This window comes from Citrifermentans bremense, assembly GCF_014218275.1.
In the GTDB taxonomy this organism is placed as follows: domain Bacteria; phylum Desulfobacterota; class Desulfuromonadia; order Geobacterales; family Geobacteraceae; genus Geomonas; species Geomonas pelophila.
Window position 1 is genome coordinate 1,313,318 of record NZ_AP023213.1, and the last position, 21,374, is coordinate 1,334,691.

Sequence of the window (21,374 nt, forward strand, 5' to 3'; positions counted from 1 at the left end):
CACTAAAACCGTTGTACCTCGCTCTGCGTGTATTCTCGTGTCGATGCTTAACGGAGCGCTTCTCTCCTTATTGCCGCAACTCCGATCACCCCTGCCATTCCTGCCAGGAAGAGTAATGCCGTCGACGGTTCGGGTACAGCCTTCGCGTCGGCCACGATATTCAACCGGTAAGAGAGTGTGTCGTCCTTCTGAAGTATGTCGGTGTACAAGTACAAGTCGTTGATGACATACCCTGTCAGGTCAACGATAGGAACGTAAAGCATGCTTACCTCGACCTGGTCCATCCCGCACCAGATTGCGTAGAAGGTGACAGCCTTCGACTGATACGCATAGTTCCAGCCATTGGAGTCGTCCAGTGTGCCGTCGCTATTTCTGAATGGTGTGTATGTTCTTGTAAGGCATGACAGGAAGGTGTCATAGAAGATGGAATCTCCAACATGGTAGACCGATTGCTTCGGGTCCAGAAACGGGAGTCCAAACCCCCAATACATGTAATCGTTCCCAATGTTGAATTCAACAGATTGCAGTTCCGTCGCGAAGTTAAGACTTCCTTTCATATCTGCTACGTTTAGCATCGTTGCTTGTGCAGTACCGGCGAATGCCAGTGTTGCCAACATGATCAGGACAGCGACTAACTTTTTCATGGTCTACCTCCTCAAACTGCGGCTTGTCACTGGTACGGGCAGAGCATAACACTAAGCTGGTTCGAAATAAATAAAATTTTCAATTATTTAATTAACATGCATTCAAATTATGGGCCAATAGCAAGTCGAGGGGCAGGTTAGTAATTTCAGCAGGTTGGAGCAGTTACGTGAGGTGATGCACTGCTAAACACGCAGACAGATGTTCCAATCTTCAACAGTCGTGGTCACCCACGGGGCATCTGCCGTAGGGGAAAGAATTGACAGAAAAATTGCAAACTCTTAAATTTTTAATTATGGGAGATGACTAATCTCAGCTGCGAAGCTGTAACTCAAACGGAAGAATCCAGTACCGCAGGTAACCTTTGGAGGTGTATCATGTTGAGACAATCTCTTGCTGCACTCGCCTTCACTTCCTTTTTGACTCTTTCATCAGTCCCCTGCCAGGCAACCGTGGTCATTGACCCCGCTTTGGGGTGGAGCGGGGAGTTCGCCTGGTTTGGCGGCATTGGACCGATCGGGTTCATCACCACGCCCAACGAGGATGAGTGGTGGAGCTCAGATTGGAGCATCACTACAAGCAGCGACTGCGTCATGCCGCGGATCACGGCGTTCGATGCCTATTCGGTGGGGGACGAATTTGCTTTCTACCTCGATAATGTCCTTACCGGCTGGACCTCTACCTACCATGACGGTTCCGGTTATTTCCACGGAGAGTACGACGACCTGGCGCTGACTGCCGGGACGCATACGTTCACCTTTTTCGTGACGGCTACGGCTCCAGATCTCTTCGAAGGATCGGCTAAGGCGGACTTTGCCGCGGTAACGCCAGCCGCGGTTCCTGAGCCCTCAAGCGTGTTCCTGCTCGGCGCAGGAGTTGGTACGCTGGCCTTGTGCAGGTGGAAGCATCATAACTGAGCCACAGGGGGGAGTTCTGTTCCGGAAAATCGGATATATGAGAGGGTAATCTGACAGCGAGAGTTCGCGGTTTTTTATTTCCGGATCTTCGATATCGTCCTGGCTGGATTTGTGCGCACCTTCAGTTATAGCTCCGGGTGCTTTAGGCTTGATGGGGGTCCCAAAAACTGCTACTGTTCCGATTTTACAGACTTCACAAATCGTAGAGGGTAGACAGGCGAGGAGACAGCAGGTGCTGCGTGAAGAGAAGGTGGCGAAACTGATCGACTGGTTCCGCAAGTCATCGGTCAGGCATGCCGAGGCGATGGAAGACCTGCAGGAAGAGCTTGCCGCCGCGCAGGTAGGGGAGCTGAACAGGTTTTACGCGGCAGTGCTGCGCGAAGGGGCCTTGGACCTTTTTCTCACGCTGCTGGACGATGAAGACGAGCGGATCGCCGGCATGGCTGCGGTGTACGCCATGCGGGACGAGCCGGGGCGTTGCCGTGAGGTGCTGGTACGGCTTTCCGCGCTTCCCGGATTGATGGGGTTCCGTGCGCAATCCGCTTTGCAGCGCTGGGACTCCGGTGATTGGAACAAATAGAAATTCGATAAAACAAGGAGGTGTGCAGTGTCCGAGTTCAACAACGTAACGGTGGTAAAAGAAGCCAATATCTATTTCGAAGGCAGGGTCACCAGCCGCACCGTTATTTTCCCCGACGGGTCCAGGAAGACCCTGGGTGTTATGCTCCCCGGTGAATACACCTTCAACACCGGTTCCGCAGAGCTCATGGAGATCCTTTCCGGCGAGATGACCGTAGTGCTGCCCGGCTCCCCCGACCCGGTCGCCATCAAGGGCGGAGAGGCCTTCGAAGTACCGGAAAACGCGAGCTTCAAGGTGAACGTCTCCGCCGTTTCCGATTACATCTGCTCCTTCCTCTAAACCTTGCAAACCTCTGCCACGGAGAAAATCTGAGAAAGTCCGGTCGATCCGCTGATTCCCTCAGAAGTTCTCCGTGGCGAAACGGTTCTCATCGTATGAAAAACAGTTCGACTGAAAATACCAAGGTAATCGGGCGCTTCGCCCCGTCGCCCACCGGGCCGCTGCATGTCGGGTCGCTGGTTGCTGCTGTGGGTAGCTACATCCTGGCAAGAAGAGAGGGCGGGCTGTGGTTTCTGCGCATGGAGGACCTGGACCTCCCGCGGGTGGTTCCATGCATTGCAGACGACATGCTCTCGACGCTGGAAACGCTCGGTTTTCAGTGGGATGGCGAGGTTCTCTACCAAAGCAGGCGTACCGATTATTACCGGGAAGCCGCCGAGGAACTGGTGCGGCGGCGGCTCGCATATCCCTGTGGATGTACCAGGAGCGAGATTGCTCAAATAGCTTCCGCACCCCATGAGGACGGGCTGGTGTATCCCGGTCTATGCCGCGAGGGACTGCCGCCCGAGAAGGTGGAGAGGGCGCTCAGGGTGAAGGTCTACGACGAGGTGATCTCGTTCCAGGACGGGATCATGGGGCTCTATGGCCAGCATCTGACGGCGTCCTGCGGGGACTTCGTCATCCATCGCGCAGACGGCCCTTACGCCTACCATCTGGCGGTAGTGATAGATGACGCGGCCACCGGGGTGAACCAGGTGGTGCGAGGTGCGGACCTTTTGAGCTCGACTCCGCGCCAGATCTACCTGCAGCGGCTCTTCAACTACCCCACGCCGAGCTATTGGCACCTGCCGCTCGTGACCGGCCCCGACGGCGCAAAACTAAGCAAGCGCGACCATGCCGTTTCCCTGGCGCACGGTCGCGACCTGGCGCGGGAGGGTGGACACCTTTTGGCCTGCGCGCTCAGGTTCCTGGGACAGTCTCCCCCCGCCGCGCTGGAAAAAGCACCCCCGGCCGAGGTTCTGGAGTGGGGTGTGTCTCACCTGGACCTCGCCTCGATCCCGCGAAAGCCCGGCCCCTTCCCGCTCTGATCATTTCGGAAACGAAGCCGCTCAGCCGCATGATCTAGCCCAAGTCAAGAAACGGCGGTGCAGCTTGCTTCGGCAGCTCCGCAGGGGGAGTCTTCTCTCTCCGCTTGAGCCCCTCCTTGATCTGGTCGCTCACTTCACGGCTCACCCCGCGATCGATGAACATCTGCCGCACCAGCGTCTCGTTCAGCGATTCGCATCCTGGCAGCACGACGAGCGCGCACAGCAGAAACAGCTTACCGGTCACGCATCCTTTCTCCTCTTCTCAACTTCCCGCCATTTCTCGATCTCGGCCTCGGTCACCGGCTGCCATTGAGGTACTGGTGAGGCGTGCCAGTTCTCGTCGACAGCCACCATGGTGAAAAGCCCGCTGGCGGCGCGGCGCCTGGAGCCGTCGATGACGTTTTCCACCTCCACCTCCAGTTCGACCTCCATGGAGGATCGTCCGACATGGATGATGGTCGCCCTTGAGTAGACCACTTCTCCGACGTTTATGGGGGCGTGGAAGTTGATGCGGTGGGCGCAGGCGGTCACTACCCTTTTCCTGGCGTAGCGCCAGCAGGCAACCCCTGCCGTCTTGTCCATGATGCTCATGATGACGCCGCCGAAGATGTTGCCGTAGGAGTTCGTGTCCTTGGGAAGCAGCGTCTCGATCAGTTCTGCCTTGCGGTTCTCCATTATCGCTCCTCTTCGCCCAGCGACTCGGCGATGATCTTTTTCAGCCGGGAGGCCCCGGCGCGCTCCATAGGTTTTCCGGTGATGCTGCTGACGGTGCGGTTGCGTTTTTCATTTGCGGGGTAGACCGAGCATTCTATCACCACCCCCGCGTCCTCCAGGTAGATGTGCGTGTAATCCTTGACGATGCCACCTTTTCTCACCGGTACCGTCTCGGTCTGGAATGCGATGCCGCGCTCCTCCAGGAGGTTCTCGACCGCCTCTGTGGAATCTGGGAAGAGGTGGATGTCGATGTCGCTTTTGCTGGTTACAGCACCCGAGAGGACCGACCCCACCAGGTAGGGTGAGAAGCCGGCGAAGAGGTCGAGGTAGGAGAGCGCGGTCAGCCTGAGCCGCAGCAGCCGTTCAGGCAGGACGTCTTCCTCGTTGGTGGCGATGAGCCTGGCCAGTTCCTCGTGGATCTCGGCGTTTGTCGGCAGGTGCGAACCAAGGGAAAGCGCCTTTTCCGGCCCGAACCGCTTCGCCGCTTTCCTCTTCGCGTCGCGGTATTCCCTCACCCCGTCCTCGTACATGAGTCTCGCGGCCTCGCGGGCTATCAGGCTCCGTAGCTTGTCGGTTTTTCTCATGATGGAGAGTATAGCCGACGATGCACGATATCATACGACATTTGGCTTGGGAGCAAAGGTGAAATTTTATCGTGTCATTAAAAAAATGGGTTGACTGAGAGAGGCGTCTTTGCTATAAACAGGATCTCCATTGAGCGGGAATAACTCAGTGGTAGAGTGCAACCTTGCCAAGGTTGAAGTCGCGGGTTCGAATCCCGTTTCCCGCTCCAACAAAAATTCAAGGGCCTAGCTGACTGCAGCTAGGCCCTTTTTCTTTTCCCGTCACTTAATGAGCTAAATGGAGCTCATCCCATGCTCCCCATGCTGGCCAGGGCAAATACCTTCCCGGGGTGATAGCGCGGCTCGGTCCCCAGGTGCATCAAGGTGCTGCGCCCTTTCACGAAAAACCCACTCTGCCCGAGAAGCGCACTTGCGGCGAGATTCGAGGCCGGCACGTCCAGGAACACCCGCCCCTTCACGCCTGAGAGCGCCTGGTCCAGGAGCGGCCAGGCCTGGCTCGCGACCAGACAGCCCCACGGGCCGATCTGGGTTCCGTCTTCCCAAGGCTGGCAGCAGATGAAGCCGGCTGAGCTCGAGAATAAGCTCCCGCGGCTGCAGGTGGCCACAAGCAACGAATCCCGCCTTTCCCCCCACCCCTCGCGGTCCACCGCTTTTACAAGCTCGAAATCCGGAACCCCGGGCTGCAAAAGGCCCTTGCCGGCGCCCTCTCCACTCCAGCGGCAGATGTGGTCTGTCGGCACGAAGCCAAGCCTGCGGTAGAGCTCCACCCCCTGTTCAGATGCGGTGAGCCAGACCGTCTCCACACCGCTTTTGAGCAGAGCGGAGATTGCCCCCTGCATCAGTTCTCTGCCGATACCGCTCCTGCGGAACTCCTGTTGCACCAGGAGGTTCCCGATCCAGCCGCTCCTGCCGAACTGGACGGAGGTGATGTACCCCAGGGCGCTCTTCCCGTCTCGCTTGACCAGGCACCCCTGCGCAAAATTCTTCAGCAGGAAGTCGAACTCCCAGCGGTGGCAGATCCAACCCTCCTCTTTTGCCATGGACAGAAAGGGGGGGATATCGGTATCGAGAAATGGAGTCACCACGGCTAGGCCGTCTGGGTGAACAGTAGTTCCTGAGTCGGCTGGGCGACGGGAAGATCCTGCCCGATGAGCCCTACCGCGTCCGAGCGGCACTGCCTGCAATGCTTGAACTGGCCGATAGTCTTCTCGTTCTCTTGGCGCAGGGCGTCGAGCCGCTCCGGGGTAGGGGGGGCTAGGTTGGCGAAGTCGGCCTGCGGGATGAGCGGCATGATGTTCATCACGAACGCGCCCAGTTCGCGGACCTTCCTGGAGATGGCGGGGATCTCGTCGTCGTTCACCCCGGGGATGAGGACCGTGTTGATCTTGATGGTGAGACCGAGCTTCGCCGCCTGGCGGATCCCATCGAGCTGGTTCGCGATCAGCAGGGCCGCGCCCGCCTCCCCCCGGTGGATGGCGCCGTCGTGGCAGACGTGGGAATAGATCCTTTTTCCCACCCTGGGATCGAGCGCGTTGAGCGTCACGGTAAGGCTGTGCAGCCCGATCTCCTCCAGAAGCGACATCCGCTCCGGAAGGAGCAGCCCGTTGGTGCTCAGGCACTTGATCAGGTGCGGGAACTCTTCCCCGATCAGCCGGAAAGTCTCGAAGGTCTCCTCGTTGTGGAGCGGGTCGCCGGGGCCCGCGATGCCGACTACCTTGATGAGGGGGCCGATTGCCGGACTCGCCATCACCTCGCGCACCTTGGCGGCCGCCTCGCCGGGGGTGAGGAGCCTGCTGGTGACGCCGGGACGGGATTCGTTGGCGCAGTCATGGCGCCTGTTGCAGTAGCCGCATTTGATGTTGCACCTGGGCGCCACGGCGAGGTGCATCCTGCCGTTTTTGTGATGATTCCCGCCGAAGCATGGGTGCCCTTGGATGTTCGACATGCTGCCGCACCGTTTAGCCATGATTGACCTCCTGTTCCTGTTGTGATTCTGCGGGCCTTCAAAGATTTGAGCTGGTCCAGAAACAAAAAGCCCGGCCGCGAAATCTCTTTCGTCTCGGCCGGGCTCCATTGCCTTTTCTCAGATACTCCTTTGTATCTACAGTGGTCCCATCAGCACTTTGCGTGCCAGCATGGCGCGCCGCGCCGATCGCTGCGAAAACGGCAGGTTTTCCCTTTCCTGAGGAGGTTGGGGCTCGTTCAGCTGCATCGCATTCTGAGTATCAGTCTATTTTTTGTGCACCGAAGGGTGTCTGTGGATGAAGCCTCGAGATAAAGCGCCTGTTTCAGATGAAGTCGTGGAAGGATTGCATCTTGCATCCCGTCGGCCATGCACAATATCCCGACAAAAGACGAAGTCATATCACGCGCAAGGGGCGCCTTTCTCGGGCTGGCAGTCGGCGACGCGCTCGGCGCCCCCGCGGAGTTCCTGACCCGCATGGAGATCGAGCAGAAGTTCGGCGTGCTGAAGGAGATGGTCGGCGGAGGTTGGCTGAGGCTGAAGCCGGGGCAGGTGACGGACGACACCGAGATGTCGCTCTGCATAGGACGGGCGCTGGCCGCAGCCGGTGCCTGGTCGCTCACCTGTATCGCTGACAACCTGGCGGCCTGGCTTAAGTCGAAGCCTGTCGACGTGGGAAGCACCTGTTCCCGTGGCATCAGGAATTACCTGCTCAAAGGGACACTGGAGACCCCATTGAACGAATGGGACGGAGGCAACGGTGCCGCCATGCGGATGGTTCCCGTGGCCCTCTTCACCTTGGGGGATCAGGCCCTGCTGGAGCATTGCACCCTGCAGCAAGCCCACCTGACGCACAACCACCCGCTATCCGATGCCGCCTCCATCTGCTTTGGAAGGCTCCTGCACTTGGCGCTCACCGGGCGCTCATTGCACCGGATGCGGCGCGAGGCTGCCGAACTGGTGCAAAAGCACCCGACCTTCAGCTTCGACCCTTACAAAGGGCTCGCCACCGGATACGTGGTCGACACCATGCAGACTGTCTTTCACTGCTTCTTCAGGGCGCGTTCTTTCGAGCGGTGCCTGGTGGAGACGGTTAACCAGGGAGGGGACGCCGACACGACCGGAGCCATTGCCGGAGCGCTGGCGGGGGCCTACTTCGGCGAGGAGAGCATACCGGCAAGGTGGCTCAAGAGGCTGGACAACAAAGTCGTCTCCGAGATAGCCGACCTGTCGGAAGAGCTGGTTTTGCTGTCGCCCTTCAACAAATAAATCAGACGGTGCACATCAGGCGTTTCACGCGGTACTCGCCTCCAATTACCAGGCATTCCCCTTCTCCTTTGAGGATCGAGTTCGGCAGCAACTCGCTGAAGAAGAAGATCTTCGCCAGGGGAACCCGCACCTCCCAGACGATGTACCCGAACTCCCAGGCGCGCTCTTCGTCGGTGGTCAAGGAATTCAGGTTGTTGAGGCGCACCAGTTCCTCCCGCTTGGAAAGGACCTCCAAGGCGTCGTGCTCGCTCCGCTCGAAAGTCCCGCGGTAGAGCGTCAGGTGCTTGCGGTCCGGGTACCTTTTCGCGAGCTCGTACTGGCAGTACTCGTAGAGGAGGTCCAACTGGGAGTTGATGGCAGAGGTGCGCGCGCTCCCCTTGGTACGGTCCATGGCGTACCTGAGGTACTCTTCGTCATGGATCCCCCCGATGCGCACGTTGTGGAAGGTGGGAGCAAGCCCCATCCGGCTCTCCACCCACCCTTTTAAAACGGCCCCCTCCACCGAATTCGAGTCCATCATCCAGCCGCGCAGGAAGCGGAGATAACTGTTCTTCAGGCTCTTGCGCGCCGTCGGCGTGACTTGGTTCTGCCACTGATGCAGCTGGAACTTGACCGACATGTAATCGTTGAAGATGGCGGCGCGCTCCTCGGGCGAGCTTACGGATTCGAGCTTTTCGAAGAAGAAGCGGTTGGCGGCGCGCACCCCCTGGATCTCCAAGTGGTGCGGGTTGTCGTTGAAATGGCGGGAGGCGATGACCCATGGGGGAAGGTTGCAGTGATTGAAGGAGTTCTCCATGGGCCCTCGCCTACAGCACCTTGGCCAGATCGGGCAGGATATCGCAGATCTTCCCCTCAACCACGAAGGTCTCCATGCCGAGCCTCTCCAGCTCAAGCTTCGGCGCTTCACCCATCATGGCGCAGACGAGGGCCCGGCACCCCTTCAGAGCGTCTGCGGTTTCCTTGAGCGTGTCGCCGCGCAGTGGATGATCGGGATCTAATCGGCAGTACTTCTCAACCGCCTTTTGCTCCACCAGGCGGACCTGAACATCCTCCACCTCATAGATCAGGAAGCGCTCGGCGTGGCCGAAGTGCTGGTTTATCTCGATACCGTCTTTGGAAGCTACGGCAATTAGCATAAGACCTCCGGATTGTTAGCGGCTCTTGTCAGGCGCTAACCGGTTGGAAGGTGAAGCACTTCTTGGAGCAGGTCCTGCCGCACGCCTGACAGCCGATGCAGTTGCCGGAATTGGATACCGTCATGAACATCTTGGCCGAATCGTCCTCGTCCACTTCCTCGAAGGTCAAAACGTCGTGGGCGCAAACTTTGAAGCAGCGGCCGCAGCCGATGCAGGTCTCTGCGTCGATGGATACGATGAACTGCGGGGTCCACTCTTTCTTGTCTTTGGTCAAACCGGTGATGTAAGCCATGTTTCTTTCTCCCTTCGTACTTATTTAATTTAGAAGCTTTCCCTCACCCTCACCCTCGCCCTCTCCCAGAGGAAGAGGGCCGGGCGCTCCGCTCAATCCTCGTCGAGAAATGACCCGACCGTATCCTTGTTCATCGCTTTCCTCAGCCAGGGGGGAGGGTTCCCCCGCAACACCTCCTGGAGTCGCTCGACCGAATCTCTGAGACTCACCTCGACGTTGGTCTTCAAGGGGTGAATGCGCCGCGCGATCAGCTTGGCGGCTGCCGGCCCTCCGATCTGCATGGTGTAGACCACCGCGCACTCCGACAGCAGGTCGGCGCGAGCCGCGATCCGATCCTCCTCATCTCCTCCTGCCTCACGGACCGTGAGGGTCTCCAGGTAACTGGCCTGGTCCGGCCCCACTTCCCAGACCTGAAACGATTCCGTCTGGCCAAAATGCAGATCTACCATCTCACCTGTTTGCGATGTAAAAGCGATTTTCATATGGGCTCCTTTTAATGCCTAGTTGTGCGAGAGCTTCTGTGCTTCCTTGGCGTTGGCTTGAAAGATGTTGGCCACCTCGAAGACCAGGTTCAGGGTCCCCTGGTAACCCACCCACATCTTGTGATGAGCGCCGAGCCGGTCGAAGACCGGCATCCCTGTCCTGAGATGGGCGTCGATGCCGAGCTTCTTGGCTGTCTGCCTCCCGTTGGAGTTGGCCACCAGCAGATCGGCTCCGGCAGCCTTTTGCTCCAGATCCTCCAGGTCGCCGACGACAAGATCCTGCACCGGGAGCCGGTCCAGCCCCCGCGTCCTCGTGGCGGCTATGGCGACCTGGATCTCGCAGCCGAGACCGGCGAGGAAGACGGTCATCCCCTTGAGGTGGTCAGACTCAAGCGCCAGGGCGACCTTCTTCAGGCCGAACTGGTAATGGCTGTCGACCATGGCGTCCATCAGGCGGCTCCTCCAGCGGCGGAATCTTTCGGGTACGGGGCGCCCGGAGAGCGCAGAGAGGGTTGTCATCAACAGGTCGCTCTCGGCAATCCCGGTGACGGAGGTGAAGCCGTAGCAGGGTATGCCGAACCGCGTATTGAGGGTCAGCGCCGCGTCGGCGAGGGAATCGCCGAAGTAGAGGGTGGCCTCGCTTCGCCCGGCGGACCGGATCCGCTCCACGGTCACCCCCCCCAGCGAGAGGGGGGAAACGGTCGGGTCGATATGCCCGTCCAGGGCGTTGGAGATGTCCGGGATCACCACCGGGTCGAGACCGAACGCGCTGCAGATCTCTGCAATTTCCTCCACCTCGGCCGGAGTGTAGTGGCATCCCGGCAGGAGATTGACCTGTCCCTTGACGGTCTCCCCCCCCTCCGGGAGGGTAGCCACGATCGCCTCGACGGCAGCGGCGTAACCCTCCTGCATCGAGCCGCAGTAATCCGGCGTCGAGGCGTGGATGACGGGTATCGCGTCGTGCTCGGGATGCGCCTCGCGGAAGTGGACGATGGCGCTTCGCACGTCGTCCCCCATGGTCTCGGTGAGGCCCGAGGTCATCACCCCCACCACGGCCGGCTTGAATTTCTCCATCACCCTGTCGAGACCGAGCTTCAGGTTCTCCCAGCCGCCGAAGATGGCGGCCTCCTCGCTCATGCTGGTCGAGTTCAGAGCGATCGACTCCTTGAAATGACGGGAGAGCTGCAGCCTGATGAAGGTGGAGCACCCCTGCGCCCCGTGCAGCAGGCTGAGCATCCCGTCGATGCCGAGGTAGGCGAGCGTGGCGCCCAATGCCGGCGAGTTCTTCTGCGGGTTCACCGTGGCGTTTTTCGCCGGCACCTTGACGCGCGACGACCTCATCTCCTCGGCGGCAATCCGCTCCGCGTGTCCGGAGGTCTCCAGCAGATCGACCTCGAGTTCGTCCTGCTCCTTCTCCCAGGGCGCCTTCCCGTTTAAAAGCGGCCAGATCGGGTTGTTCACGGTCAGGTCGAGCTGCTTCGCGAAAGTGACCATCCCCTGGTATCCGGCATAGGGGTGGGAGCGCCCGTGGTTTATGTCGAGGAAAGGGGTCTTGGTCTTCAGGGCGAGGAACTTCGTCTTTCCCCCCGCCACGATCAGGTCCGGCAGCTTTTGGTACATGACCGAGAGAAGCCCGGCGGTGCTGGTGTCTGTGATGATGGAGGCGTCCTCGTGCATCAGGGCCTTCATCCGATAGAAGTCCTCCAGCGTCGAGTTCTGGGTCCCGGCCGCCAGAATCTCCACCCCCAGCTCGGAGAGCGCGTTCACCATGGACCAGGTTTTCACCCCCCCGGTGAAAAGGACCGCCCGCTTCCCGGCCAGCCGCTCCCGGTACGGTGCGAGCTCCCTGCGGCACGACGCCTCGCTCTCGGCGATGAGCTTCTCCACCCGGTCCTGCATGGTCCGCTTCTCCATGCCGTTCACCGCGTCGTCCAGTTCCCGGGCGATGTCGCGCAGCGCCTTCGCCACGTCGGTCAGTCCGTAGAAGGATTCCTCGACATAGGGGATCCCGTAGTCTTTCTGCATCTTCTTGGCGAGGTTAGTGAGGCTCTTGGAGCAGATGATGACGTTCAGCTTGGCCCGGTGGGCGCAGCGAAGCTCCTCGAATCTGGCGTCCCCACTGATGCAGGAGAGCACCCTGATGCCGAGCCGTTCGAAAAGCGGCAGCATCCCCCAGAGGTCCCCAGCGATGTTGTACTCGCCGATCAGGTTGATGTCGTAGTCCGTGGTGAATTCCGGCTCCGCGGTCCCGATCACGTATTTCAGGAGCGTTTCGCCTGCCAGCCTGTTCCCGATGTTCTTGTCGCCGATGAAGCCGGGGGTGTTCACCGGGATCACCGGCATCGGGACCTTGTCGCGGGCCGCCTTGCAGACCGCTTCGATGTCGTCCCCGGTCATCGAGGTGACGCAGGTGGCGTAGACGAAGATCGCTTTCGCCTCCGGGTAGCGCGCCGCCAACTCCTGTATGGCCCGGTAAAGCTTCTTCTCGCCGCCGAAGACGACGTCGTTTTGCAGCATCTCGGTGGTGAAGCCGCGCCGGTAGAGCTGCGACCCGCTGGAGCGCGCCCCGCGGTTGTCCCAGGAGTTGCCGGCACAGGCGATGGGGCCATGGACCAGGTGGATGACGTCGGTGATGGGCATCAGCACCACTCGCGCCCCGTCGTAGGCGCAGCTTCTTTCCGTTCCCTCGCCCGGCTCCGATTTCTTGCAGAACTTCGGGGCTCCCGCGTCGTGTGTTTCACATTCGGTTGTGTCGTACCAGTCTGGCTTCGCCATTGGAGCCTCCTTTGGAGTCCGGGGCCTAAAACCATTAGCCACGGAGAAAATCTGAGAACTTCTGAGAAAACCCTCTGGGGGGAACCCCGATGTTCTCTGTGTACTCCGTGGCTAATGGTTTGGGTGTCTATCTCATCATCTCGAAGTGCCTTTCCTCGCAGGTCTCGTCCACTATGTCTATGAACTGGTTGCAGATGGTCGAGACTATGTTCAGCACCCCCTGGTAGCCGATAAGCGGCACCCGGTGCAGGTTCACCCGGTCGAAGACCGGGAAGCCGAAACGGAACAGCGGGATCTTCGCGTCGCGCGCCAGGAACTTGCCGTGGGTATCGCCGATCACCGCGTCCACCGGGTCGGTCATCACCAGGCTCCTGAGGTGCCAAAGGTCCTTGTTGATGTAGACCGTTCCCCCCTGGCCGTAGGGGGATGCGGCCAAAAGGGCGTTCAGCTCCTTCTCAAGCTTCTTGCTCCCCTTGGAACAGAGGATGTGGTGCGGCCTCGCCCCCATCTCCAGGAGGAAGGAGACGTACCCCAGGAGGTAGTCCGGGTCGCCGTAGAGGGCGAACTTCTTGCCGTGCATGTACTGGTGCGCGTCGGTCATCAGGTCGACCGCCCTGCCGCGCTCGGCCTTGAGGGACTCCGGGACCGGCTTTCCGAAGAGCTCCGAGATCTGCATCAGCAGGGCGTCGGTCTTGGCGATCCCGAAAGGCATCGGCAGGGCCGCGTGCTTGCCGGCGAAGTTGTCCCTGATCCAGGCGAAGGTCTTGCTGGTGGAATAGGTGCCGAGCGCCACGGTGGCCTTCCCGTTGATGGAGTCGGCGGCGTCGTCGAGCCTGGTGCCGCCAGGATAAGGTCGGTAGACGCCGTCGTTGGGGGAGTCGAAGACATCGGAGATGTCACCCAATAGCGTGAAGGGGATGCCGAAAGCCTCAAGGATCCTCTTGTACTCGCGGTAGTTCCCGGTGTTGGCGTCGAAGCCGGCGATGAGGTTGAGTTTTCCGGTGCAGCGCCCCTCCACCTGTTTCCCCTCGGTCAGCGTCTGCAGGATGGAGACGAGCATGGCATCGTAGCCGTGGACATGCGAGCCGTTGAAGCTCGGGGTGTTGGCGTAGGGGACGGGGAACTCCTTGGGGATGAGCTCCTTCTGCTTGGCGTTCCTGATGAAAGCGGTCAGGTCGTCGCCGATGATCTCGGGCATGCAGGAGGTAAAAACGGCGATCATCTTCGGCTTGTAGAGCGCGTAGGCGTTTTCCAGCCCCTCGTGCAGGTTGCTCTGGCCGCCGAACACCGCTCCGTCCTCGGTCATGGCGTCGGAGACCGCCGGCGCCGGCTCCCTGAAGTGGCGGTTCAAAGTGGAGCGGTAGTAGGAGGCGCACCCCTGGGAGCCGTGCACGAAGGGAAGGGTCCCCTCGAAGCCGTGCGCCGCCAGCTCGGCCCCCAGCGGCTGGCAGGCGTGCGCGGGGTTGATGGTGAGCGCGGTACGGGCGAAGTTCTTTTCCTTGTACTCCTCGGTATTGATCCAGGCCGCAACCCTCCGCACCTCCGCCTCGGGGGTCTCGGTGACAGGTTTGACTGCTAGTCCAAGATTGTTAGCCATTGCGTATCTCCTTCGGTGGGAGACTCATCCGTCACACCACCAGGTGGTTTTGAAGGCAGGCCGACTGCTTCCTCGCCCCCTGGAAGAGGGCGGGGGTAGGGCACTGCCACGAAGTGCGAGCTTCTCTCACCCCGCTCTCCGTTGGGGAGAGGGGACGCATAAGGGGGAGGAAGATATCGTGGGGCTGCTGCTAGAACGGGGCCTGTACCAGGTTCCAGGTCGGGCTGTTGATCGCCATGTCGATGTCCCTGGCGAAGATCGGGAACCCCAGGTAGCCGTGGTAGGGGCCGGAGTAGTCCCAGCTGTGCATCTGGCGGAAGGGAATCGCCATCTTCTGGAACAGGTACTTCTCCTTGATGCCGGAGGCGACCAGGTCCGGCTTGAGAACGTGGGCGAACTGCTCCAGCTCTAGCTCCGAAGCGTCGTCGTAGACCACGGTGGCGTCCGGCATCTCCGGCGCCGTCCGGTCGTAGTCGTCGCTGTGGGCGAACTCGTACCCGGAGCCGACGCAGATCATGCCGAGGTCCTCGTAGGCGTTAATCGTGTGGCGGGGGCGGAGCCCGCCGACGTAGAGCATCACCTTCTTCCCTTCCAGCCTCGGGCGGTATTCGTCGATCACGGCCTGCATCTGGGCGTCGTACTTGGCGATCACTGCTTCGACCTTCTCCTTGATGGAGTCGTCAAAGAGCTCGGCGAGCTTTCTCAGGCTCTCCCTGATCTTGCTCGGGCCGAAGAAGTTGAGTTCGATCCAGGGTATGCCGTATTTTTCCTCCATCACCTTGCACATGTAGTTCATGGAGCGGTAGCAGTGGATCACGTTGAGCTTCACCTGGTGGGTGGCGGCGATCTTCTCCATCTCGCCGTCGCCGGTCCAGACGGACTTGACGTTGAAGCCGCACTCCTCGAGAAGGGGCTTCGTGGACCAGGCGTCGCCGCCTATGTTGTACTCGCCGATCAGGGCGATGTCGTAGGGGCCGACCGGCTCGGGGAACTCGCGGGTCTCGATGATGTAGTCGCGGATTGTGTCGTTGGAGATGTGGTGCCCCAGGGACTGGGACACCCCGCGGAACCCCTCACAGTTGCAGGGGATGATCGGGAGATCCAGCTCCGCGGCGGAGGCCTTGGCTACGGCGTTGATGTCGTCGCCGATGAGCCCCACCGGGCATTCGGAGAGGACCGAGATCCCCTTGGCGAGCGGGAAGAGCTCTTTGGCTTCCCTGAGCAGCACGGAGAGCTTCTTGTCGCCGCCGTAGACCACGTCCTTTTCCTGGAAATCGGAGGTGAACTGCATGGCGAAGTTGGTGACGCCGTTGATGCCGCTCATCAGGTTCCTCCTGGTGCCCCAGGAGTACCAGCCGCACCCGACCGGCCCGTGGGAGACGTGGACCATGTCGCGGATCGGGCCCCAGACGACCCCTTTGGCGCCGGCATAGGCGCAGCCGCGGGCGCTCATCACCCCGGGCACCGTCTTCTTGTTCGATTTGACGCAGGCGCAGCCGGAGGCCTGGTCGTTGGGCGCCAGGTGCGGCGCACGCTTCTTCCTTCCCTTCTCGGGGTATGACTCAAGGACTTTGTCGATCATCTGCTGGGTCGACTCCTTGGTGATCCCTTCAACTTTCGTGATCTCTTTGGACATGCAAAACTCCTTTGGCTGAAGCTGTCGGCTAAAGGGAGGCCAAGCTTTCCCCACCACAGCAATCGCCTTCAGTAACGTATGGGGTATCCGGCAGGGGGAAGGGGGCGGGCCGAGGGGGGCGGCACCCCTTTCCCCCGCCGCGTTAGTTGGCTGCCGCTTCCGCCACGCCGACGACCGACTCGTCGTCAGCCTCCATGATGCCGAACTCCATCAGGAGCTCCTCCAACTCGTCCATGGTGAGAGGGGTCGGCACCACCAGCTTCTTGTTCTCGGAAATCTTCCGGGCGAGGTCCAGGTACTCGTCGGCCTGCTTGTGCTCCGGAGAGTATTCGATGACCGTCATCCTCCTGAGCTCCGCCCTCTGCACCTGGTTGTCGCGGGGGACGAAGTGGATCATCTGGGTCCCGAGTTTCGCTGCCAGCGCCTCGATCAGGTCCGCCTCGCGGTCGGTGTTGCGGGAGTTGCAGATCAGCCCGCCGAGGCGGACCTTGCCGGATGTGGCATATTTGAGGATCCCCTTGGCGATGTTGTTGGCGGCGTACATCGCCATCATCTCGCCGGAACAGACGATGTAGATCTCCTCGGCCTTGTTCTCCCGGATCGGCATGGCGAACCCGCCGCAGACGACGTCGCCCAGGACGTCGTAGAAGACGAAGTCGAGGTCGTCGGTGTAGGCGCCGTTTTCCTCCAGGAAGTTGATGGCGGTGATGACGCCGCGGCCGGCGCAACCGACGCCGGGCTCCGGCCCGCCGGACTCCACGCATTTCACGTCGCCGTAGCCGACCTTCAGGACGTCGCCCAGCTCAAGGTCCTCGACCGTGCCGAGCTCGCGCACCAGGTCCATTACCGTCGTCTGCGCCTTGGCGTGGAGCATCAGCCGGGTGGAGTCCGCCTTGGGGTCGCACCCCACGATCATCACCTTCTTCCCCAGCGATGCCAGCCCCGCCACGGTGTTCTGGGTCGTGGTCGATTTCCCGATGCCGCCTTTGCCGTAGATCGCGATCTGTCTCATTTTTTCTCTCCTTTTTGCCCCACTTCCCCCTCCCACTGCCGGAGTCGCGCCGCCGCTTCGCCGGCCAACCTGGCGAAGAGTGTCACCGGCATGGGCTCCGTACGGATCGAGATGAGGTGCAGGGCTGTTGGTGGTTGCGGGCCCCAAATAAAAAAAGGCGCTCCGTTGATTTCCGGGGCGCCTTTGCCTGATACGTCTGGTCGAATACGTCGATGTATTCTTATTCGGTTTTGTCTTACCTGTTTAGCAGCTACCGTGCCAACTTCTAAGTTGCTGAAACTCCTTATCGTTCTCTTCCGGTTCTACCCTATGGCCTCGTATACGGGGGCAACTGCCCATCTTTTAATCATCGCGCCCGCAGCTAGCTTTTACCGGCCGTCACCCCGCACCCGGCGGAAAGCCGAGGCTTTGATCGCTGCGTACACCTCGCTTCCGACGGCTATCTGCAGTTCCTCCAAGGCTTGCTGCACCAGTTCCGCCACCAGGCGGTTGGTGCCGCACGCAAGTTCGACGCCGACCCGGTTGCCGGAGGTAAAGATGCCGGCCACATTGCACTTCAGCAGGTTTCTGGCGCTGATGGCCTCGGGATGCTTCCTGAAAAGGATGATGTCCTTGGAGGAGAGTTGGAACACCGCTTGCTTTTCATCGCTTCCTGCCGATATCAATAGCCGGTCGTCTCCCCAACGGTACGAGAACAGGTCGCCGCTGGAGCAGGCGTCCTGGAGGTTCAGCTGGTTGATGTAACCGATCTTGCTTTGCCCCATGCGGGAGCGCGCGACCTGTTCCGAGCTGGTCCGCTCGACCACCTCGCCCCGGGATAGCACCAGGACCTCCTCCGCCATCAGTCGCATCTCGGTAAGGGAGTGCGAGATGAAGAGGTAGGGTATGCCGAACTGTTCGCTCACCGCTTTTAGGTAAGGGATGATCTGGAACCTGAGCCCGTCGTCGAGTGCGGAGAGCGGCTCGTCCATCAGCAGCAGGCGCGGGTTGGCCAGGAGGGCGCGCCCAAGGGCGACGCGCTGCCTTTCCCCGCCGGAGAGGAGGTTGACCCCTCTTTTCAGGAGATCTTTCAGTTCCAGTATCTCGACCAGCAGGCCGAAATCCGTCACGCGGTTTTCGGGGAGGCAGCGCCTAAGGCCGTAGAGGAGATTGGACTTCACGCTCAGGTGGGGAAAGAGACAGGGGTGCTGGAAGACCACCGCGACCCGTCGCCGCTCCGCCGGCAGGTCGATACTTTTGCTGCTGCTGAACAGGGGCTCGCCATCGAGGACGATCTCTCCCCGGTCCGGCTGCTGCAACCCGGCAAGCAGCGCGACCAGTGTGGATTTCCCGCTTCCGGACGCGCCGAAGATGCCGGTGCGTTCGCCGACCAGGGTGAAATCGACCGAAAGCGAAAAACTTCCCAGTTGCTTGACCGCGGCCATACGGAGTTCCACGTCACGCCCTCCCTGACAGCCTGCCGCTGGCAGCCTCGTGCAGGCAAAGAACGACCAGGGAAATGGCCACCGAGACCACGCACAGAGTCAGGGCCGGAGGCTCCCCGGAGGGCGAACCGGCGTAATCGTAGATGGCCAGTGGAATGGTCTGGGTGACGCCGGGTATGTTGCCGGCCACGATGATGGTAGCGCCGAATTCTCCCAGGCTCCTGGCGAACGTGAGGGCGCAACCGGCGAGAATGCCGCGCAGCGAGAGTGGGAGGATGATGCTGCACAGGGCATCGAACCGGCAGGCCCCAAGAGAGCGGGCGGCAAGGATCAGCTGGCGATCAACGGACTCCATGCCGAGGCGTATCGACCGTACCAGGAGCGGGAAACCTACCACCGCGGAGGCTATGACCGCTGCTTTCCAGGTGAAGATGAGCTGAAGGCCAATCGAATCCAGCAATTGCCCCAGCCACCCCTTTTTCCCGAGCAGGATCAGCAACAGGTACCCCACCACGACGGGCGGCAGCGCCAGCGGGAGGTTGATGAGGACCTCGAAAAGAACCTTGCCCCGGAAGTTGTAAAAGGAGAGGAGATAGGCGGCGATCATCCCGAAAGGAAGCGATACGACCATGGCCGCCAAGGAGACCTTGAGCGAGAGCGCGATGACCTCAAAATCCGAAGGAGATAGCAAAAACATGATCTTGTCCTTTGCCCCTCCTGTGCGGAGAGCGGTTAAGGCTGCGTCATTTCATGGCCTCTGCTGGCGTTACTTCAGGGCGAACCCGTACTTCCTGAGGGTTTCCCTGGCAACATCGCCGCGCAGGTACTTGAAGAAGGAGGCGGCATCTCTGTTTGCGGCACCGGCCACTGTGAGGGCCATCGGATATGTCACCTCGGGGTACAGGCTTTGCGGAACAGTGAACAGTATCTTTGCCGCGCTAGCCTGCATGGCATCGGTCCGATACACGAAAGCCCCCGCGACTTCTCCCCGCTCGGCGTACATCAGGCAATCCCGCACATCCCTTGCCATGACGAGCTTGTGCGAAAGCTGTTTCTCGAGGCCGGCTCTTTTAATCGCTTCACCGGCATAGGCGCCGGCAGGAACGCTCTTCGGGCTGCCGATGGCGATCCTCGCGAGCCTTGGGAGATCCGACATGCCGCGCACCTTGAGCGCCGGGTCGCCAGCAAAGACTAAACTGTTGTAGGCGAAGGTTGCGACGGTGGCTTTGTCGGTGACTCCCTTGTTCTTGAGGTACTCCATCCATTCCAGGTTGGCGGAGATGAAGATGTCGACAGGAGCGCCGTTCTCGACCTGCTTGGCCAGAGCACCCGATGCACCGAAATTTTTCCGGAATGTCACCCCGGGATTGTTCCTGGCGAAGCCGTCGGCAAGCTCATCGATGACCTCCTTCAAACTGGCGGCGACGGAGAGATGAACCTCCCCCGCCGAGGCGCTTGAGGCAAATACCAGGGCCGCAAGAGTGACAAGCGACAGAAATACCAGACGATAATTTCCCATGGTTGGGCTCCTTTGCAGCACTGTCTTGGTCGTCAGGCCGCGGCTAGGGTGAGGGTTTCGTGCAATCGGATCAGATCCTGTGGCTGTAGCGGCCCCTTGATCAGCTGCGAGGCGCTCCTCACCCTGGCCATCAGCTTCTGCGCCTCCTCGATCGAAAGCGGGATGCCGATCTGCCGATAACACTCGACGATGCCGTTAGTCCCCGAGTGTTTGCCGGCAACGATATGCCGGCTGAGCCCTACCTCCTCCGGCGGAAACACTTCGTAAATGGCCGGGTTCTTCAGGACTCCGTCCGCATGCACCCCTGATTCGTGGGAAAAAACCCTCTCCCCGACCACCGCTTTCCAGGCGGGAACTCCGCGGTTCGACGCCTTTCCCACCAGCCGGGAGATGGCGGACAGGCGCCTGGTGTCGATGCCGACGTCGATGCCGCAAGCGACCTTGAGCGCCATGACCACCTCTTCGAGAGCTGCGTTGCCCGCCCTCTCACCGAGGCCGTTCACCGTGGTGCTTATGTAGCTCGCCCCACCCCTGAACCCCGCCAGTGCGTTGGCTGTCGCCAGCCCGAGATCGTTGTGGGCATGCACCTCGACGTCGAACTGCGGTACTGCTGCCGTAAGGGCCGCCACCTTTTCCTGCATGGTGAAGGGGTCGAGAATCCCGAGCGTGTCGCAGAAGCGGAACCGGTCGGCGCCGTTTTCCTTGGCGATCTGCATGAGCTCGCCAAGGAAGGAGAGGTCGGCGCGGCTCGCGTCTTCGCCGCCGACGCAGACGTAGAGCCCGCGGCTCTTGGCGAAGCCAAGCGCGCGCCTGAGTTGCTCCTTTACCCATTCGCGGCTTTTGTTGATCTTGTTCTCGATCATGATGTCGGAGACGCAAAGGGAAATGTCGACGGCGGTGATGCCGCAGGAGATGCTGGCGTCGATGTCCGGGATCAGCGCCCGGTTCCAGGTGATGAGCCTTGCGGAGAGCCCCAGGTCCACCAGGGCCCGTATCGAACTGCGCTCTTCCTTACCCATGGCCGGGATGCCGCACTCCAGTTCGTGGACCCCCATGGCGTCGAGCTTTCTGGCTATGGCTATCTTTTCCTTGGCGCTGAAGACGACACCGGCGGTCTGTTCGCCATCCCGGAGGGTGGTGTCGCCAATGAAGACGGGTTTTGCTGGCAGTACATTCATCGTCGCCTCCCGAAGGTCCGTGGTTCCCTTTGGGGCAGGGATAGCAGAAGGTATGCCAGCGGATCTGCTTTGCGAAGCTGAGTTCGGGTAAAGCGGCGTGGAATAAGGCTTTTTTAGTGGCGCAGGAGCCGGGGCAAAGCCGCGCCGTCTGTTCCGGACCGATGCATCTGTGGGCTGTCAGCTTAAAGTAGTGGCAGAAGGGCAATCGGAACAGGAGGCTACACTGCAAACAAGCCCGGAATCCTTTGACATTCTATTTCCCTTGTCTTAATCTTCTTCGGTATTCA

At 60.5% G+C, this 21,374-nt stretch carries 23 protein-coding genes and 1 tRNA gene; 6 read left to right on the plus strand and 18 right to left on the minus strand.

The annotated features are described in order from the left end of the window. Window positions 1-47 precede the first annotated feature (47 nt). Window positions 48-644: a PEP-CTERM sorting domain-containing protein gene (locus tag GEOBRER4_RS05730; RefSeq protein ID WP_185244595.1), complete on the minus strand. Its 597-nt coding sequence runs from the start codon at window positions 642-644 to the stop codon at window positions 48-50. A gap of 375 nt (window positions 645-1,019) precedes the next feature. Between GEOBRER4_RS05730 and GEOBRER4_RS05735 the strand changes: the two genes are divergently transcribed. The 4 genes from GEOBRER4_RS05735 to gluQRS all read left to right on the plus strand — a co-directional run bounded on the left by GEOBRER4_RS05735 (window position 1,020) and on the right by gluQRS (window position 3,506). Continuing rightward, window positions 1,020-1,559, plus strand: a complete 540-nt coding sequence (locus GEOBRER4_RS05735) for a PEP-CTERM sorting domain-containing protein (RefSeq protein WP_185244596.1) — start codon at window positions 1,020-1,022, stop codon at window positions 1,557-1,559. Between the two features lie 232 nt (window positions 1,560-1,791). Further along, on the plus strand, window positions 1,792-2,139 hold the full coding sequence (locus GEOBRER4_RS05740) for a hypothetical protein (RefSeq protein WP_085813420.1): 348 nt from the start codon (window positions 1,792-1,794) through the stop codon (window positions 2,137-2,139). 27 nt (window positions 2,140-2,166) lie between these two features. Beyond that, window positions 2,167-2,478, plus strand: coding sequence for a pyrimidine/purine nucleoside phosphorylase (ppnP, locus tag GEOBRER4_RS05745; protein ID WP_085813419.1), 312 nt, complete (start codon window positions 2,167-2,169; stop codon window positions 2,476-2,478). A 95-nt stretch (window positions 2,479-2,573) separates the two neighbouring features. Further along, on the plus strand, window positions 2,574-3,506 hold the full coding sequence (gene gluQRS, locus GEOBRER4_RS05750) for a tRNA glutamyl-Q(34) synthetase GluQRS (protein WP_185244597.1): 933 nt from the start codon (window positions 2,574-2,576) through the stop codon (window positions 3,504-3,506). A gap of 34 nt (window positions 3,507-3,540) precedes the next feature. Here gluQRS and GEOBRER4_RS05755 read toward each other — a convergent pair whose 3' ends face one another. From GEOBRER4_RS05755 to GEOBRER4_RS05765, 3 genes are read right to left on the minus strand one after another with little or no spacing between them, the layout of a single operon-like run. Then, a complete protein-coding gene (locus GEOBRER4_RS05755; RefSeq protein ID WP_185244598.1) occupies window positions 3,541-3,750 on the minus strand; it encodes a hypothetical protein in 210 nt (69 codons plus the stop codon). Continuing rightward, window positions 3,747-4,181: an acyl-CoA thioesterase gene (locus GEOBRER4_RS05760; protein WP_185244599.1), complete on the minus strand. Its 435-nt coding sequence runs from the start codon at window positions 4,179-4,181 to the stop codon at window positions 3,747-3,749. The genes GEOBRER4_RS05755 and GEOBRER4_RS05760 overlap by 4 nt, the downstream gene beginning before the upstream one ends. Beyond that, complete coding sequence (locus GEOBRER4_RS05765; protein WP_185244600.1) at window positions 4,181-4,804, minus strand: hypothetical protein; 624 nt, start codon at window positions 4,802-4,804, stop codon at window positions 4,181-4,183. Before GEOBRER4_RS05765 ends, GEOBRER4_RS05760 begins: the two co-directional genes overlap by 1 nt. A 134-nt stretch (window positions 4,805-4,938) precedes the next feature. Here GEOBRER4_RS05765 and GEOBRER4_RS05770 point away from each other — a divergent pair. Then, window positions 4,939-5,013, plus strand: a tRNA-Gly gene (locus GEOBRER4_RS05770). 75 nt (window positions 5,014-5,088) lie between these two features. On the opposite strand, the gene GEOBRER4_RS05775 is transcribed toward GEOBRER4_RS05770, so the two are convergent. Both GEOBRER4_RS05775 and GEOBRER4_RS05780 read right to left on the minus strand, forming a co-directional pair. Next, window positions 5,089-5,889, minus strand: a complete 801-nt coding sequence (locus tag GEOBRER4_RS05775) for a GNAT family N-acetyltransferase (RefSeq protein WP_185244601.1) — start codon at window positions 5,887-5,889, stop codon at window positions 5,089-5,091. Between the two features lie 2 nt (window positions 5,890-5,891). After that, window positions 5,892-6,770, minus strand: coding sequence for a radical SAM protein (locus GEOBRER4_RS05780; protein WP_185244602.1), 879 nt, complete (start codon window positions 6,768-6,770; stop codon window positions 5,892-5,894). Between the two features lie 366 nt (window positions 6,771-7,136). On the opposite strand from GEOBRER4_RS05780, the gene draG reads away from it, so the two are divergent. Further along, window positions 7,137-8,036, plus strand: coding sequence for an ADP-ribosyl-[dinitrogen reductase] hydrolase (draG, locus tag GEOBRER4_RS05785; protein WP_185244603.1), 900 nt, complete (start codon window positions 7,137-7,139; stop codon window positions 8,034-8,036). Between the two features lies 1 nt (window position 8,037). Here the strand turns inward: draG and GEOBRER4_RS05790 are convergent, their stop codons facing one another. The 12 genes from GEOBRER4_RS05790 to nifV all read right to left on the minus strand — a co-directional run bounded on the left by GEOBRER4_RS05790 (window position 8,038) and on the right by nifV (window position 21,087). Further along, window positions 8,038-8,832: an NAD(+)--dinitrogen-reductase ADP-D-ribosyltransferase gene (locus GEOBRER4_RS05790; protein WP_185244604.1), complete on the minus strand. Its 795-nt coding sequence runs from the start codon at window positions 8,830-8,832 to the stop codon at window positions 8,038-8,040. A 10-nt stretch (window positions 8,833-8,842) separates the two neighbouring features. After that, window positions 8,843-9,172 (minus strand): NifB/NifX family molybdenum-iron cluster-binding protein, encoded by a 330-nt coding sequence (locus GEOBRER4_RS05795; RefSeq protein ID WP_185244605.1) that lies wholly within the window; start codon window positions 9,170-9,172, stop codon window positions 8,843-8,845. Window positions 9,173-9,200: 28 nt separating this feature from the next. Next, window positions 9,201-9,464: a ferredoxin III, nif-specific gene (fdxB, locus tag GEOBRER4_RS05800; protein WP_185244606.1), complete on the minus strand. Its 264-nt coding sequence runs from the start codon at window positions 9,462-9,464 to the stop codon at window positions 9,201-9,203. A 92-nt stretch (window positions 9,465-9,556) separates the two neighbouring features. Beyond that, window positions 9,557-9,946 carry a nitrogen fixation protein NifX gene (gene nifX / locus GEOBRER4_RS05805; RefSeq protein WP_185244607.1) on the minus strand — a complete coding sequence of 130 codons (390 nt, stop codon included), beginning with the start codon at window positions 9,944-9,946 and terminating at the stop codon, window positions 9,557-9,559. Window positions 9,947-9,964: 18 nt separating this feature from the next. Next, the gene (locus GEOBRER4_RS05810; protein ID WP_185244608.1) at window positions 9,965-12,721 is read right to left on the minus strand and encodes a bifunctional nitrogenase iron-molybdenum cofactor biosynthesis protein NifEN; all 2,757 of its coding nucleotides are present in this window, start codon (window positions 12,719-12,721) and stop codon (window positions 9,965-9,967) included. A 127-nt stretch (window positions 12,722-12,848) separates the two neighbouring features. Continuing rightward, window positions 12,849-14,318 (minus strand): nitrogenase molybdenum-iron protein subunit beta, encoded by a 1,470-nt coding sequence (gene nifK, locus GEOBRER4_RS05815; protein WP_185244609.1) that lies wholly within the window; start codon window positions 14,316-14,318, stop codon window positions 12,849-12,851. 190 nt (window positions 14,319-14,508) lie between these two features. Beyond that, the gene (gene nifD, locus GEOBRER4_RS05820; RefSeq protein WP_185244610.1) at window positions 14,509-15,954 is read right to left on the minus strand and encodes a nitrogenase molybdenum-iron protein alpha chain; all 1,446 of its coding nucleotides are present in this window, start codon (window positions 15,952-15,954) and stop codon (window positions 14,509-14,511) included. Between the two features lie 142 nt (window positions 15,955-16,096). Further along, the gene (nifH, locus tag GEOBRER4_RS05825; RefSeq protein WP_085813405.1) at window positions 16,097-16,966 is read right to left on the minus strand and encodes a nitrogenase iron protein; all 870 of its coding nucleotides are present in this window, start codon (window positions 16,964-16,966) and stop codon (window positions 16,097-16,099) included. 368 nt (window positions 16,967-17,334) lie between these two features. Beyond that, window positions 17,335-18,402, minus strand: coding sequence for a molybdenum ABC transporter ATP-binding protein (gene modC / locus GEOBRER4_RS05830; RefSeq protein ID WP_185244611.1), 1,068 nt, complete (start codon window positions 18,400-18,402; stop codon window positions 17,335-17,337). A 1-nt stretch (window position 18,403) separates the two neighbouring features. Further along, window positions 18,404-19,087, minus strand: coding sequence for a molybdate ABC transporter permease subunit (gene modB / locus GEOBRER4_RS05835; protein WP_085813403.1), 684 nt, complete (start codon window positions 19,085-19,087; stop codon window positions 18,404-18,406). 69 nt (window positions 19,088-19,156) lie between these two features. Further along, window positions 19,157-19,909 (minus strand): molybdate ABC transporter substrate-binding protein, encoded by a 753-nt coding sequence (modA, locus tag GEOBRER4_RS05840; protein WP_185244612.1) that lies wholly within the window; start codon window positions 19,907-19,909, stop codon window positions 19,157-19,159. A gap of 32 nt (window positions 19,910-19,941) precedes the next feature. Beyond that, window positions 19,942-21,087, minus strand: a complete 1,146-nt coding sequence (gene nifV, locus GEOBRER4_RS05845) for a homocitrate synthase (protein ID WP_185244613.1) — start codon at window positions 21,085-21,087, stop codon at window positions 19,942-19,944. Window positions 21,088-21,374: the final 287 nt, after the last annotated feature.

Coding starts and splice junctions, on each gene's coding strand:
- GEOBRER4_RS05730 (WP_185244595.1), bottom strand. CDS start 644: ATGAAAAAGTTAGTCGCTGTCCTGATCATGTTGGCAACACTGGCATTC.
- GEOBRER4_RS05735 (WP_185244596.1), top strand. CDS start 1,020: ATGTTGAGACAATCTCTTGCTGCACTCGCCTTCACTTCCTTTTTGACT.
- gluQRS (WP_185244597.1), top strand. CDS start 2,574: ATGAAAAACAGTTCGACTGAAAATACCAAGGTAATCGGGCGCTTCGCC.
- GEOBRER4_RS05760 (WP_185244599.1), bottom strand. CDS start 4,181: ATGGAGAACCGCAAGGCAGAACTGATCGAGACGCTGCTTCCCAAGGAC.
- GEOBRER4_RS05765 (WP_185244600.1), bottom strand. CDS start 4,804: ATGAGAAAAACCGACAAGCTACGGAGCCTGATAGCCCGCGAGGCCGCG.
- GEOBRER4_RS05780 (WP_185244602.1), bottom strand. CDS start 6,770: ATGGCTAAACGGTGCGGCAGCATGTCGAACATCCAAGGGCACCCATGC.
- draG (WP_185244603.1), top strand. CDS start 7,137: ATGCACAATATCCCGACAAAAGACGAAGTCATATCACGCGCAAGGGGC.
- GEOBRER4_RS05790 (WP_185244604.1), bottom strand. CDS start 8,832: ATGGAGAACTCCTTCAATCACTGCAACCTTCCCCCATGGGTCATCGCC.
- GEOBRER4_RS05795 (WP_185244605.1), bottom strand. CDS start 9,172: ATGCTAATTGCCGTAGCTTCCAAAGACGGTATCGAGATAAACCAGCAC.
- fdxB (WP_185244606.1), bottom strand. CDS start 9,464: ATGGCTTACATCACCGGTTTGACCAAAGACAAGAAAGAGTGGACCCCG.
- nifX (WP_185244607.1), bottom strand. CDS start 9,946: ATGAAAATCGCTTTTACATCGCAAACAGGTGAGATGGTAGATCTGCAT.
- GEOBRER4_RS05810 (WP_185244608.1), bottom strand. CDS start 12,721: ATGGCGAAGCCAGACTGGTACGACACAACCGAATGTGAAACACACGAC.
- nifK (WP_185244609.1), bottom strand. CDS start 14,318: ATGGCTAACAATCTTGGACTAGCAGTCAAACCTGTCACCGAGACCCCC.
- nifD (WP_185244610.1), bottom strand. CDS start 15,954: ATGTCCAAAGAGATCACGAAAGTTGAAGGGATCACCAAGGAGTCGACC.
- nifH (WP_085813405.1), bottom strand. CDS start 16,966: ATGAGACAGATCGCGATCTACGGCAAAGGCGGCATCGGGAAATCGACC.
- modB (WP_085813403.1), bottom strand. CDS start 19,087: ATGTTTTTGCTATCTCCTTCGGATTTTGAGGTCATCGCGCTCTCGCTC.
- modA (WP_185244612.1), bottom strand. CDS start 19,909: ATGGGAAATTATCGTCTGGTATTTCTGTCGCTTGTCACTCTTGCGGCC.
- nifV (WP_185244613.1), bottom strand. CDS start 21,087: ATGAATGTACTGCCAGCAAAACCCGTCTTCATTGGCGACACCACCCTC.